Origin of the sequence: Streptomyces sp. NPDC006294 (genome assembly GCF_042870895.1) — a bacterium.
In the GTDB taxonomy this organism is placed as follows: domain Bacteria; phylum Actinomycetota; class Actinomycetes; order Streptomycetales; family Streptomycetaceae; genus Streptomyces.
The window spans coordinates 34,029-46,848 of record NZ_JBIAHV010000005.1 but is presented as its reverse complement, the minus strand read 5'-3'; the positions used below and the strand labels follow the sequence as shown (position 1 = coordinate 46,848).

General features: G+C 73.5%; 11 protein-coding genes. 9 read left to right on the top strand and 2 right to left on the bottom strand.

Translation table 11 applies throughout. The features are described from left to right. Positions 1-13: 13 nt before the first annotated feature. Positions 14-469, bottom strand: a complete 456-nt coding sequence (locus ACFYOP_RS10020; protein ID WP_356895727.1) for a ferritin-like domain-containing protein — start codon at positions 467-469, stop codon at positions 14-16. Continuing rightward, a complete protein-coding gene (locus tag ACFYOP_RS10015) occupies positions 466-993 on the bottom strand; it encodes a hypothetical protein (protein WP_356895729.1) in 528 nt (175 codons plus the stop codon). The genes ACFYOP_RS10020 and ACFYOP_RS10015 overlap by 4 nt, the downstream gene beginning before the upstream one ends. 150 nt (positions 994-1,143) lie before the next feature. Here ACFYOP_RS10015 and rimP point away from each other — a divergent pair, with 150 nt between their 5' ends. From rimP to ACFYOP_RS09970, 9 genes are all read left to right on the top strand, one after another. Continuing rightward, the gene (rimP, locus tag ACFYOP_RS10010; protein WP_356895731.1) at positions 1,144-1,641 is read left to right on the top strand and encodes a ribosome maturation factor RimP; all 498 of its coding nucleotides are present in this window, start codon (positions 1,144-1,146) and stop codon (positions 1,639-1,641) included. Positions 1,642-1,643: 2 nt separating this feature from the next. Then, on the top strand, positions 1,644-2,639 hold the full coding sequence (nusA, locus tag ACFYOP_RS10005) for a transcription termination factor NusA (protein WP_356895733.1): 996 nt from the start codon (positions 1,644-1,646) through the stop codon (positions 2,637-2,639). Between the two features lie 159 nt (positions 2,640-2,798). Further along, positions 2,799-3,077, top strand: a complete 279-nt coding sequence (locus tag ACFYOP_RS10000) for a YlxR family protein (protein ID WP_356895735.1) — start codon at positions 2,799-2,801, stop codon at positions 3,075-3,077. Positions 3,078-3,228: 151 nt separating this feature from the next. Further along, the gene (infB, locus tag ACFYOP_RS09995) at positions 3,229-6,339 is read left to right on the top strand and encodes a translation initiation factor IF-2 (RefSeq protein WP_356895737.1); all 3,111 of its coding nucleotides are present in this window, start codon (positions 3,229-3,231) and stop codon (positions 6,337-6,339) included. Between the two features lie 141 nt (positions 6,340-6,480). After that, positions 6,481-6,774 carry a DUF503 domain-containing protein gene (locus ACFYOP_RS09990; RefSeq protein ID WP_329462723.1) on the top strand — a complete coding sequence of 98 codons (294 nt, stop codon included), beginning with the start codon at positions 6,481-6,483 and terminating at the stop codon, positions 6,772-6,774. Positions 6,775-6,801: 27 nt separating this feature from the next. Beyond that, positions 6,802-7,269, top strand: coding sequence for a 30S ribosome-binding factor RbfA (gene rbfA, locus ACFYOP_RS09985; protein ID WP_356895739.1), 468 nt, complete (start codon positions 6,802-6,804; stop codon positions 7,267-7,269). Beyond that, positions 7,266-8,165 (top strand): tRNA pseudouridine(55) synthase TruB, encoded by a 900-nt coding sequence (gene truB / locus ACFYOP_RS09980; RefSeq protein ID WP_356895741.1) that lies wholly within the window; start codon positions 7,266-7,268, stop codon positions 8,163-8,165. Before rbfA ends, truB begins: the two co-directional genes overlap by 4 nt. A gap of 261 nt (positions 8,166-8,426) precedes the next feature. Next, on the top strand, positions 8,427-11,813 hold the full coding sequence (locus tag ACFYOP_RS09975; protein WP_356895743.1) for a serine protease: 3,387 nt from the start codon (positions 8,427-8,429) through the stop codon (positions 11,811-11,813). Positions 11,814-11,854: 41 nt separating this feature from the next. Then, positions 11,855-12,811, top strand: coding sequence for a bifunctional riboflavin kinase/FAD synthetase (locus ACFYOP_RS09970; RefSeq protein ID WP_356895745.1), 957 nt, complete (start codon positions 11,855-11,857; stop codon positions 12,809-12,811). Positions 12,812-12,820 lie beyond the last annotated feature (9 nt).

The window sequence follows — 12,820 nt, the reverse complement described above, 5'->3', positions numbered from 1 at the left end:
CCCGTCTTCCCCGTCAGTTCCGGTCGGCCCGCTCGGCGAGCCCAGGAAAGGCTACGCCGCTGCCGCGCCAGCGCACGGCGCGGACCGCCGCCTCGCGCAGCGCGCCGACGGCCTCCAGCCGCAGAGCCCCTTCCGCGGCCCGTACGAGATCGGAGTAGACGCCGGCCACGCGTTCCTCCAGCACGGCGGCGAGCCGTATCGCCGCGGCGGCGTCCGGCACGGCAAAGGGCAGGTCGTAGCCGGCGGCGGCCACTACGGGCTTCCCGCCGAGGTCGCGCACGGTGCGCGCCAGCGCGTCCCGCCGCGAGCGGTGCGCGGCGTGGGCGGCGGCGGCCTCGTTCTCCCGGTCGTCGCCGACCCGGCCGCCGACCACCCCGTAGCCGTAGACCGCGGCGTGCTCCGCCGCCAGCGCGGCCTGCAGGGCGTCCAGCCGGGCCGTCACGTCGTCGCGCGCGTCCACCGTGCTCATCGGCCGTCACCCTTCGTCAGCAAGTACGCATGCGCGGCGCCCGCAGCGGCGACGGAGGCGAGCAGGCGGGCGAGTTCGGGCCCGGCGCCGGCGAGGGCGGTGATGTGGCCGGCGGAGGTCCGGCGCTCGGCGGCGGCCAGCGCCTTCAGGGCGGCGGCGGGCTCGTCTCGAGCCGGGGTGGCCGCCGCGGCGGACGCGGAACCCGAAGGCGAGGGGGAGGGGGAAGGAGACGACGCCGGTCCCGCCAGCGCCACCACATGCGCCGCGACCTCCGCCCGCAGCGGCGTCAACCGGTCCGCGAGCGCGGGATGACGGGCGATCACGGCGTCGTACTCGTCCCGCAGCGCGGTGCTCGTGCGCGCCTGGCGCGCACGGAGCGCGGCCTCGGCGCGCGCCGCGTCGGGGGATCGCCCCGGCGTGCGCCGGGAGGCGGGCGCATCGTTCGAACAGCCCGTCAACAGGCCCGCCGCTGCCGCCCCCGTCGCCAGAAGCGCACGTCTTCGTGTCGTCCCCGTGCGCCCCACGCGTGTCTCCTCGGGTTCGCAGTGATCATCGCCGCAGGCGAGCGTACCCGCGGGCCGGACGGGTGGACGGCAACACCCCCCGCGACCGGATACCCTTTCTTCGACACGCGACGATCCCACAACAGCACACGCGGCCGAGGAGTCACCCGGATGAGCACCACCCAGAGCGACAGGCTGCGCGGGCTGCTGGAGCCGCTCGTCAGCGCCGCGGGACTGGATCTGGAAGAGATCGAGGTCTCCCGTGCGGGCCGGCGCCGGATGCTGAGGATCACCGTGGACTCCGACGACGGCGTCGAACTGGACGCCTGTGCCGAGCTGAGCCGCGCCCTCTCCGAGAAGCTCGACGAGACGGACGCGATGGGCGAGGGCGAGTACGTCCTCGAAGTCAGCTCCCCCGGCGCCGACCGCCCCCTGACCCAGCACCGCCACTACGTGCGCGCCACCGGCCGGCTGGTCAAGCTGCAGCTGCACGAGAGCGGGGAGCTGGTGGCCCGCATCCTCACCGTGGACGACGAGGGGCTCGATCTCGAGGTGCCGGGTGTGAAGGGGCGCAAGCCCACCACCCGCCGGGTCGCCTTCGACGAGATCGCCAAGGCGCGCGTGGAGATCGAGTTCAACCGCAAGGACAAGAAGGAAGAGGAGGCGTAGCCGTGGACATCGACGTGAAGCTCCTGAAGGGCTTGGCACAGGAGAAGGAGATCGCTTTCGATCTGCTGGTCGAGGCCATCGAGTCGGCTCTCCTCATCGCGTACCACCGCACCGAGGGCAGCCGCCGCCACGCCCGCGTGGTGCTCAGCCGGGACACCGGTCATGTGACCGTGTGGGCCAAGGAGGACCCGGCCGACCTGGAGGAGGGGCAGGAGCCCAAGGAGTTCGACGACACCCCGTCGGACTTCGGCCGGATCGCCGCCACCACCGCCCGCCAGGTCATCCAGCAGCGGCTGCGTGACGCGGAGAACGACGTCACGTTCGGTGAGTACGCCCGCCGTGAGGGCGACGTCGTCGCCGGCATGGTGCAGCAGGGCAAGGACCCGAAGAACGTACTGGTCAGGCTGGACGACAAGCTCGAGGCCATCCTGCCGGTGCAGGAGCAGGTGCCGGGCGAGGAGTACACCCACGGGCTGCGGCTGCGCACCTATGTGGTCCGGGTGGCGAAGGGCGTGCGCGGTCCGTCCGTCACTCTTTCGCGTACGCACCCGAACCTGGTGAAGAAGCTCTTCGCGCTCGAGGTCCCGGAGATCGCGGACGGCAGCGTCGAGATCGCCGCGATCGCGCGTGAGGCCGGTCACCGCACCAAGATCGCTGTCCGTTCCACCCGCTCCGGGCTGAACGCCAAGGGCGCCTGCATCGGCCCGATGGGCGGCAGGGTGCGCAATGTCATGGCCGAGCTGCTCGGCGAGAAGATCGACATCGTGGACTGGTCCGACGACCCGGCCGAGATGGTGGCGAACGCCCTGTCGCCGGCGCGTGTCAGCAAGGTGGAGATCGTCGACCTCGGCGCGCGCTCCGCCCGGGTGACCGTTCCGGACTACCAGCTGTCCCTGGCGATCGGCAAGGAGGGGCAGAACGCCCGCCTGGCCGCCCGTCTCACGGGCTGGCGCATCGACATCCGCCCGGACACCGAGCTGAACGACGACGAGCGCTGAGCGGCGGCCAGGGGCCCGGCGACCGGGCCGAGGAATGGCCGGGGGCGGAATCCTGTTGCAACGGTGACGGGCGCCGTCCAGGCTGACCACGATCAGGACAACGACCGTTCGATTCTTGCCCCCAAGGGGTGAGGTCGGTGCGGGGAGGTAGACTTAACCGTGTCTGGCCGGACGCGTGCCCGCGTATGCCCTGAGCGAACCTGTGTGGGATGCCGGGAGCGAGCGGCCAAGAGCGATCTGCTGCGCATCGTGATGATCGAGGGTGAATGCGTCCCCGATGATCGCGGTACGCTGCCCGGCCGGGGTGCGTACGTGCACCCCGCCTTGGTCTGTCTCGACCTGGCGGTCCGCCGCCGGGCGTTCCCGAGGGCCTTCCGGGTCCAGGGACCGCTCGAGACCGCCGCGGTGCGGCGGTATGTCGAGCAGGCAGCACCGTAAGAGAAGAAGTACGGCACGGATACCCCGTGCGGTCAGGTACCTCGCGAGTCGGAAGTAGGTCGAGATTGCGATGAGCACTCGATGAGTACGCGATGAGTACGCCCATGAAGTAGCGACGGTCCGGCGGTAACCCGGACCTAAAAGGAGCGAAGTGGCTAAGGTCCGGGTATACGAACTCGCCAAGGAGTTCGGCGTAGAGAGCAAGGTCGTCATGGCCAAGCTCCAAGAACTCGGTGAATTCGTCCGTTCGGCGTCCTCGACGATCGAGGCGCCGGTTGTACGCAAGTTGACTGACGCGCTGCAGGGGCCCGGCGGCAACGCCGGCAAGTCCGCAGCAAAGCCTGGCGCGCCCCGCAAGGCGACGCCCTCGAAGCCCGCAGCGCCCTCCGCGGCGCAGCCCGGGGACACCTCCCCGGCGCAGGCGACACGTCCCGCTGCCCCCAAGCCCGGCGCACCGGCCCCCAAGCCGGCCCCGGCGAGCAGCACCCCTCCCGCGGCGCCGGCCTCCGGCCAGCGTCCGACGCCGGGTCCCAAGCCCGCACCGGCCAAGCCGGCTCCGGCGGCTCCGGTGCCCGCTGCCGAGTTCTCGGCCCCGGCTCCCGCCCAGCCCGCCGCACCGCAGGCCCCGCGTCCCGCGGGTGCCACCCCCGGTCCGCGCCCTGCCCGTCCGGCTCCGGCCGGTGGCCAGCGTGACGGCGGTCAGCGTGACGGCGGCCGTGGTGGCGAGCGCGGCGGCGAGCGTCCGGCGCGTCCCGCCGGCGGCCAGGGCGCCCCGCGCCCCGGTGGCCGTCCGTCGGGTCCCCGTCCGGGCAACAACCCGTTCACGTCCGGTGGCTCCACCGGCATGGCGCGCCCGCAGGCGCCCCGCCCCGGTGGCGCACGCCCCGGTCCCGGCGGCGGTTCCGCTCCGGGTGCTCCCCGTCCGCAGGGCGGTCCCGGCGGCGCTCCGCGTCCGCAGGGCCAGGGCGGCGCCCGTCCGACCCCGGGCGGCATGCCCCGTCCGCAGGCGCCCCGTCCCGGCGGCGGCCCCGCGGGCAACCGTCCGAACCCCGGCATGATGCCGCAGCGTCCTGCTGCCGGTCCCCGTCCTGGTGGCGGTCCCGGTGGCGGCGGTCGCGGTCCCGGCGGCGGTGGCGGCGCAGGCCGTCCCGGTGGCGGTGGCGGTCGTCCCGGTGGCGGCGGCTTCGCAGGCCGTCCCGCCGGTCCCGGTGGCGGCGGTCGTCCCGGTGGTGGCGGCGGCTTCGCCGGTCGTCCCGGCGGTCCCGGTGGTGGCGGCGGCTTCGGCGGTCGTCCCGGCTTCGGCGGTCGTCCCGGCGGCCCCGGCGGCCGTGGTGGCACGCAGGGCGCCTTCGGTCGTCCCGGCGGCCCGGCGCGCCGTGGCCGCAAGTCGAAGCGGCAGAGGCGCCAGGAGTACGAGGCCATGCAGGCCCCGTCGGTCGGCGGTGTGATGCTGCCTCGCGGCAACGGCGAGACCATTCGCCTGTCGCGCGGTGCCTCGCTCACCGACTTCGCGGAGAAGATCAACGCCAACCCGGCGTCGCTCGTCGCGGTCATGATGAACCTCGGCGAGATGGTCACCGCGACCCAGTCCGTCTCGGACGAGACGCTGGCGCTGCTCGGCGACGAGATGAACTACACCGTCCAGATCGTCAGCCCGGAGGAGGAGGACCGCGAGCTTCTCGAGTCCTTCGACATCGAGTTCGGCGAGGACGAGGGCGGCGACGAGGCGCTGGTCTCGCGTCCGCCGGTGGTGACCGTCATGGGTCACGTCGACCACGGTAAGACCCGACTGCTGGACGCGATCCGCAAGACGAACGTCGTCGCGGGCGAGGCCGGCGGCATTACGCAGCACATCGGTGCGTACCAGGTCGCGACCGAGGTCAACGGCGAAGAGCGGGCCATCACCTTCATCGACACCCCGGGTCACGAGGCGTTCACCGCCATGCGTGCCCGTGGTGCGAAGTCCACCGACATCGCGATCCTCGTGGTCGCGGCGAACGACGGTGTGATGCCCCAGACGATCGAGGCGCTGAACCACGCCAAGGCGGCCGAGGTGCCGATCGTGGTCGCGGTCAACAAGATCGACGTCGAGGGCGCCGACCCGACCAAGGTGCGCGGTCAGCTCACCGAGTTCGGTCTGGTGGCGGAGGAGTACGGCGGCGACACCATGTTCGTCGACATCTCCGCCAAGCAGGGTCTGAACATCGACTCCCTGCTGGAGGCCGTGGTCCTCACCGCGGACGCCTCGCTCGACCTGCGGGCCAACCCGGAGCAGGACGCGCAGGGCATCGCGATCGAGGCCCACCTGGACAAGGGCCGCGGCGCCGTCGCGACCGTCCTCGTCCAGCGAGGCACGCTGCGCGTCGGTGACACGATGGTCGCCGGTGACGCGTACGGCCGTGTCCGCGCCATGCTCGACGACAAGGGCGAGAACGTGGAGATCGCGGGTCCCTCGACCCCGGTCCTCGTGCTCGGTCTCACCAATGTCCCGGGCGCGGGCGACAACTTCCTGGTCGTCGACGAGGACCGTACGGCCCGTCAGATCGCCGAGAAGCGTGCCGCCCGTGAGCGCAACGCCGCGTTCGCCAAGCGCACCCGCCGGGTGTCCCTCGAGGACCTCGACAAGGTGCTCAAGGCGGGCGAGGTCCAGCAGCTCAACCTCATCATCAAGGGCGACGCGTCCGGTTCGGTGGAGGCTCTCGAGTCCTCGCTGCTCCAGCTCGACGTCGGCGAAGAGGTCGACATCCGCGTGCTGCACCGCGGCGTGGGTGCGGTCACCGAGTCGGACATCGACCTGGCGATGGGCTCCGACGCCATCGTCATCGGCTTCAACGTCCGCGCGGCCGGCCGTGCCTCGCAGATGGCGGACCGTGAGGGCGTCGACGTCCGGTACTACTCGGTGATCTACCAGGCCATCGAGGAGATCGAGGCGGCCCTCAAGGGCATGCTCAAGCCGGAGTACGAAGAGGTCGAGCTCGGTACGGCGGAGATCCGCGAGGTCTTCCGCTCGTCCAAGCTGGGCAACATCGCGGGTGTTCTCATCCGGTCCGGCGAGGTCAAGCGCAACACCAAGGCCCGGCTCATCCGCGACGGCAAGGTCATCGCGGAAAGCCTCAACATCGAGGGTCTGCGCCGCTTCAAGGACGACGTCACCGAGATCCGCGAAGGCTACGAGGGCGGTATCAACCTCGGAAACTTCAACGACATCAAGGTCGACGACGTCATCGCGACGTACGAGATGCGCGAGAAGCCGCGAGGCTGATCCACGGGCGTCCCGGCCGGGGCCGGTCGGCGGAAGTATTTCCGTCGATCGGCCCCGGCGTTGCGTGTACCGTTTGGGTGTCCCTGCCAATCAACCGCGGCGGGGCCCCAGACCCCGAACCGGCGGGACATCCGGACATACATGTATGTGGGGACACTGTCCTTCGACCTGCTTCTCGGCGACGTACGGTCGCTGAAGGAGAAGCGTTCCGTGGTCCGCCCCATCGTCGCCGAGCTCCAGCGGAAGTACGCCGTGAGCGTGGCGGAGGTGGGCGACCAGGATCTCCATCGCCGGGCCGAGATCGGCCTGGCCGTGGTGTCCGGCGACACCGGGCACCTCACTGACGTACTCGACCGGTGCGAGCGCCTCGTCGCCGCCCGGCCCGAGGTGGAGCTGCTGTCGGTTCGGCGCAGACTCCACAGCGACGAAGACTGAATGCAAGGCAAAGAAGGAGACGGACCAGTGGCCGACAACGCGCGGGCGAAGAAGCTGGCGGACCTCATCCGGGAGGTGGTCGCGGAGAAGCTGCAGCGTGGCATCAAGGACCCCCGCCTGGGTTCGCACGTGACCATCACGGACACCCGCGTCACCGGCGACCTGCGGGAGGCCACGGTCTTCTACACGGTCTACGGCGACGACGAGGACCGGGCCAGTGCCGCCGCGGGCCTGCAGAGCGCGAAGGGCGTCCTGCGCTCCGCGGTCGGCGCGGCGGCGGGCACCAAGTTCACGCCGACCCTGACCTTCGTGGCCGACGCGCTCCCGGAGAACGCCAAGACGATCGAGGACCTCCTCGACAAGGCGCGTGCCTCGGACGCCAAGGTCCGCGAGGTGTCCTCCGGCGCCGCGTACGCCGGCGAGCCCGACCCGTACCGCAAGCCCGAGACCGACGACACGTCCGCCGACGCGGGTGGGGACGAAGCCTCGGAATGACGCAGCGCACCGTCACGCCCGACGGACTTGTCATCGTCGACAAGCCGTCGGGCTTCACTTCGCACGACGTCGTCGCCAAGATGCGCGGGATCGCCAGGACCCGGCGCGTCGGACACGCGGGGACGCTCGACCCCATGGCCACCGGTGTGCTCGTGCTCGGCGTCGAGAAGGCCACCAAGCTGCTCGGCCATCTCGCGCTGACCGAGAAGGAGTACCTCGGCACCATCAGGCTGGGGCAGAACACCGTCACCGACGACGCGGAGGGCGAGGTCACCTCGTCCGCCGACGCCACCGCGGTCACCCGCGAGGCGATCGACGCGGGCGTCGCCGAACTCACCGGCGACATCATGCAGGTGCCGTCCAAGGTCAGCGCCATCAAGATCGACGGCAAGCGGTCGTACGCACGGGTGCGCGGCGGCGAGGACTTCGAGATCCCCGCCCGGCCGGTGACCGTCTCCGCCTTCCGCGTGTACGACGTGCGCGCGACGACCACGGACGACGGGCTCCCCGTCGTCGACCTGGTCGTGTCCGTGGTCTGCTCCTCCGGCACCTACATCCGGGCGCTCGCCCGCGACCTCGGCGCCGGTCTGGGCGTCGGCGGGCATCTGACGGCGCTGCGGCGCACCCGGGTCGGCCCGTATGGCCTGGACGCGGCGAAGACGCTGGACCAGCTCCAGGAGGAGCTCACGGTCATGCCGATCGCCGAGGCCGCCGCCGCGGCGTTCCCCCGCTGGGACGTGGACGAGCGGCGGGCCAAGCTGCTCACCAACGGTGTACGGCTCGACATGCCGGCCCACGACCGTGCGCCGGTCGCGGTCTTCGGGCCGGACGGCCGCTTCCTCGCCCTCGTGGAGGAGCGCGGCGGCAAGGCCAAGAGCCTCGCCGTCTTCGGCTGACGCGCCGTCTTCGGCCGGCGCGTCAGCGGCCGTCCCGTGACACCCGTCCCGTGACATCCGCGCCGTGACGTCTGTTGCGGGACGGCCGGCCCCCACCGGCCGCCCCGCGATCCCCCTCCGTTCCCCCGCAGAGGGTCTGTCCATCGCGGACCCCGTATTCACCCGATCGAGCAGGCGCTCGGAGTGAACGGGGGTGCACTGGGGGGCGCGTTCGTGATGCGGACTTCTCCCGCTGATCATCTTCGACCTAACGTCGTCGGCATGGGACGCGCTGGCCTGGCAAGTTTGGTACGGATCTGCGATCAGGCCGGTCGGACGTACGGCACCGGTTTCGTCGCCGACGACCTCGGCACGGTCGTGACCGGCCTCCATGTGGTCGACGCGCTGCCCCGTCCCCTCCTGCTGCCGCTGGACGGCGACGGGCCCACCGTCGAGGCCGACACCGTCACCCTGTTGCCCGAGAGCGGCCTCGCCCTCGTGCACACGGACGGACTGCGGTGTCCGCCGCTGCCCATCGGCGCACGCGAACGCGTGGAGCCGGGCACGTATGTGCGCCTCGCGGCGGGCGGCTGGCGAGAGGCGCGGGTGCTCGCCGCCGACCGGGGCGTGCTGGAACTCGCCATCGGCACCGACGGCAGCGACGCCCTCCGCTCGGCGGGCACCGCCACCGGCGGGCCGGTGCTCGACGCGGTGACGGGCGCCGTCCTGGCCGTGCTCGGCCCCCCGCCCCCGTCCGACGCCCCCACCGCGGCCGTCGCACGGCCCCTGGGCACGGCCCGGTCCGCACCGCACGCCGCCCTCCTGCGGCGGAACGCGGCCATCGCCCCCGCGTACGGGCAGGACCTGAATCTCGCGGCGGTCCTCGAACTGACCGCCGTCACGCTCGGCCGGGCGGCCGCCCCCGACGGCGACCGGCCGCAGCCCGTGCGGCGGCCCGAGGTGGAGCACGAGTTCGCGGCGTTCACCGAACGGGGCGGCGCCCCGGTGCTCGGTCTCGCCGGCGCCCCCGGGACCGGCCGGACGACCGAACTGCGCGCCCTCGCCGCCCGCCGCGCCCACGGCCGTGAACCGGCCCCCACCCTCTGGCTGCGCGGTGCCGACCTGCGCACCGGGGACACGTCCGTCGCCGACGCCGTGGCCCGCGGCCTGCGCGGCGCCGCCCGCGTCCTCGCCGTACCGGAGCGGCCCCTGAGCCCGGACCTCGTCGCCCGGCTGGCCGCCGAGGCGGGGCGGCCCCTGCTCGTCGTCCTGGACGGTCTCGAGGAGACGGCTCCGGACGTGGCACGGAGCCTGCCGGAGTGGACGCCGGCCACGACCGAGTGGCTGCGCTCCACCGGAACCGCGCTCGTGGTGTCCTGCCGCCCCGAGCAGTGGGACGAGGCCGGGGCGCTCTACCCGGCCGGCGCGCTGCACCGCCCGGCGGCGGACTCCGCACGTGCCGCCGGCGGACCGCACGCGGCGGCCGAGCCGCCGACCCCGCCCGCGCTGCGCCTCGGGGACCTCACCGCCGAACAGGCCCGGCAGGCGCGCGAACGGTACGGCATCGGGCCCGGCGCGGTCGCGGCCGTGGACGAACGGCATCCGCTGACCCTCCGGCTGCTCGCGGAGGTGCGCGGGGCCGTGCCCGGCGCACCTCCCGGCAGGCCGGGACGGCAGGACGTCTACGCCGCGTACCTGGACCTGCTCTGCCTCCGGGTCGCGGTCCGGATCACCGCCCGGGCCGGCACGCCGAGCCGGGGCGCGGCCGTCCGCAGGCTCGCCGCCGCGGTCGCCGGCCGGGCGCACGAGGCCGCCCGGCGCTGCCTGGGCCCCGGGCACGGACAGCTCGACCGGGCGGTGTTCGAGGAGCTCTTCCCCTGGGCGGGCGGCTGGGCGCCCGCCGTCCTCGCCGAAGGACTGCTGGTCCCGGCCGGCGACGGCTACCGCTTCGCCCACGAGGACCTGTCCGACTGGATCCAGGGCGGGCACCTCGACCTCGACGCGGCACTGCGCGCCCTCGCACACGGCGCACCCGGCGAGGACGGCCACGTCGTAGCCCGCCATCGCATCGGCCCCGTCGTCCACGGACTGCTGCGGCTCGGGCGCGAGTGCGGCGCGCACCGACTGGTCCCCAGGCTCCTGGGCCTCGTCGACGCGCTCGACGACCCGTGCACCCCGGAAGCCCGCTGGTGGGCGTCCGCGCTCCTGCGCGAGGTGCTGGGACGCGTATCGGACGCCGAGCCGTACCTGCCGGTCCTGCGCCGCCTCACGGCACGGCCGGACGGCGAGTACGCACCCGGCTTCTGGGCCCGGCTGCCGCTCGGCGACCCGAGCAGGCTCGACCTTCTGCGGCGGCTCGTCCCCACCGACCCGGCCCCACCGCTCTCCGCGACCGGCGCCCCGGCCGCGCCCCGGTATCTGGAGCTCGCCGACGCACGGCTGACGGCCGACCCCCGGGCCGTGCAGCCGCTGCTGTGCCAGTGGTTCGACGACGAGACACCACTGACCGCGGGGCCCGGCGCCGCCGTACGCCCCACGGTGGGCGCCGCCGCGCAGGCACTGCTCTACGCCCGGCGAGGGCTCGCCCCCCACCATCTGACCGAAGCCCTCGCCGCCACCCCGCACCCCCGGGCCGCCGAACTGCTGCGCGCGCTCGCCGAGGACGAACCGGCCGCGATGTGCCGGGCCGTCGACCGCTGGGCCCGTGACCCGCGGCCCGCGCGACGGGCGGCGGCCGCCGCCCACGTCCCGCTGATCAGGCCCACCGGGGAAGCCGACCGGGGACTGCTCCGGCGCGCCGCACTCGCCCTGCTCGCGGGCACCCGCGACGCCTACGGGCCCGCGCTCACCGTCCTCGTCCGCGACCCGGTCAGCAGGCCGCGCCACCTGGAACGGGCCCTGCACCTCGTCGCGACGGGCGACCCCAGGCTGCCCGTCGGCGCGCTCACCGACGCCGTGGCCACCCATCCCGGCCCCGTCCTCGCCGCGCTCCGGGCCCGACTGCTGCGGCCGGGCCCCGTGGCCGACGCGGAGGAGATCTTCACCACACTCGCCGCGGCCGCCACCACCCCCGCCACCGCCCGCCGGGCCGCCGCCCTCGTGTGCGAGTACGTCGACCACCGCCCCGACGGCGCGGCGCACGCCGCGGCCTACGTCCACCACCGCCTCGAGCACGCGCCCGACGGACGCGACGTGCTCTTCCCCCTCGTCACCCACCTCGTACGCGGCCGTCCGGCCCGCGTACGCAGCGCCCTCGCCCCCGTCCTCGCCGCGTCCGGCAGCCCCGCGTCCCGGCCGCTGCGGGCCGAGCTGCTCGACGTACTGCTGCGGTACGAGCAGTACGAGGCCCGCGACCTCGCCGTCCTCGACGCCCTGCTGCACGCCGCCGCGCACAGCAGCGCCGCACAGGACGAGGAACGCACCCGGGCGCTGGTGTGCCGCACCGGTCTGCTGCTGGTCCGGACCGCCAAGGGCGCCGCCTGCTTCGACCGGCGGCTGACCGAGCTCGCCGGCGAGGTGCCCGCCTTCGCCGCGCTGATCGACCGCTGGCCGGCCGCCGATCCGCAGGAATGGGCCGCCGTGACGGCCTGCCGGTCCCTCGGCGCCCGGGCCGGTCCGGTGCCGATGCCGACCGGGAGCGCGGGGCATGGCAGTCTTAGACCTGCGTAATCGGCAATCACGTACACGGGTTCGGGCGAGGAGCGGTCACAGTGCAGCGCTGGCGTGGCTTGGAGGACATCCCCCAGGACTGGGGACGCAGCGTCGTCACCATCGGCTCCTACGACGGTGTGCACCGCGGACACCAGCTGATCATCGGGCGTGCCGTGGAGCGGGCGCGCGAGTTGGGCGTGCCCTCCGTCGTCGTGACCTTCGACCCGCACCCCAGCGAGGTCGTCCGCCCCGGCAGCCACCCGCCGCTCCTCGCGCCCCACCACCGGCGCGCCGACCTGATGGCCGAACTCGGCGTGGACGCGGTCCTCGTGCTCCCCTTCACCGCCGAGTTCTCGAAGCTCTCACCGGCCGACTTCATCGTGAAGGTCCTCGTCGACAAGCTGCACGCGCGCGCCGTCATCGAAGGCCCCAACTTCCGCTTCGGCCACCGGGCGGCCGGCAACGTCGACTTCCTCGCCGAGCTCGGCGCGACGTACGACTACGACGTCGAGGTCGTCGACCTGTACGTGCGCGGCGAGGCCGGCGGCGGCGAGCCGTTCTCCTCGACCCTGACGCGCCGGCTGATCGCCGAGGGCGACATCGAGGGCGCCGCCGAGATCCTCGGCCGCCCGCACCGCGTCGAGGGCGTCGTGGTGCGCGGCGCCCAGCGCGGGCGCGAACTCGGCTTCCCGACGGCGAACGTCGAGACTTTGCCGCACACCGCGATCCCGGCGGACGGCGTGTACGCGGGCTGGCTGACGGCCGCCGGCGAGCGCATGCCGGCCGCGATCTCCGTCGGCACGAACCCGCAGTTCGACGGCACCGAGCGCACGGTCGAGGCGTACGCGATCGACCGCGTCGGGCTCGATCTGTACGGGCTGCACGTGACGGTGGACTTCCTGTCGTACGTGCGCGGGCAGGAGAAGTTCGACACGATCGAGTCGCTGCTGGTGGCGATCGGGGACGACGTGAAGAAGTGCCGCGAGCTGACGGCGGCGTACGACGCGTCTCGCTGACGCGTCCGG